General features: G+C 50.8%; 1 protein-coding gene. It reads right to left on the reverse strand.

Features of this window, described 5'->3' with window-relative positions; genetic code table 11:
* Window positions 1–829, reverse strand: an 829-nt coding sequence (locus tag ACTQ1O_RS14030) for a Spy0128 family protein (protein WP_441487789.1), incomplete at both ends; no start/stop codon positions are given.

The following is an 829-nucleotide window of genomic DNA, read 5'->3' on the forward strand; positions in this document are numbered from 1 at the left end:
TTACCGCTCTTGTTATCCTCTACCTTTACTGTTACTTCGTAGCTGTTGCTGTCATACGTTACGCCACCGATCGTCTTGCCCGCATTCTCCTCACTTACAACATATGTGAAGTTCTTGCCTGCATCGGCCAGCGTGTAATTGATCACTGGATATGCGATCTTGCCATCTGCGTCGCTGCTTGCCGTTGCGACGGTTTCTTTGCTATCTTTGTCAACTATCTTGAAGATGTACCCCGCAAGACTCATATCCGCAGGTTTATTCGTGATAGTCTTCGTACCTGCAAACTGGACGCTGCCGGCTGCACCGTACGTGTTCGTGAAGTTCAGGGCATTCGCGTTGTCGCTTGCCTGTACATTCAGCGTACCGTCACCGTTATCCGTTACACTGACGGTTACGGTGTATGTCTGGCTGCTGTATGCGATGCCATCTTTCGTCTGTCCTCCGTTGACCTCGGATACCGTATACGTATGCGTTCCCACATCACTCAGCGTGTAGGGGATCGATGTGAAGACAATGTTGCCATCACCATCATTGCTTCCTGTGGACACCACGTTGGTATCACTACCCTCCGTTACCCGGAAGTTGAACTCACCGGCGGTCAGTGCCTGGCCTTCCAGCGTCTTCGTTCCACTGAAGGTTACATTTCCGTTCGCCGCATAGCTGTTCGTGAAGTTCAGTGCCTTCGCGTTGTCACTTGCGGTTACTGTCAGCTTACCGCTCTTGTTATCCTCTACCTTTACTGTTACTTCGTAGCTGTTGCTGTCATACGTTACGCCACCGATCGTCTTGCCCGCATTCTCCTCACTTACAACATATGTGAAGCTCTTGC

The sequence above is a fragment of the Bilifractor sp. LCP21S3_A7 genome (assembly GCF_052118825.1).
GTDB lineage: Bacteria > Bacillota > Clostridia > Lachnospirales > Lachnospiraceae > Bilifractor.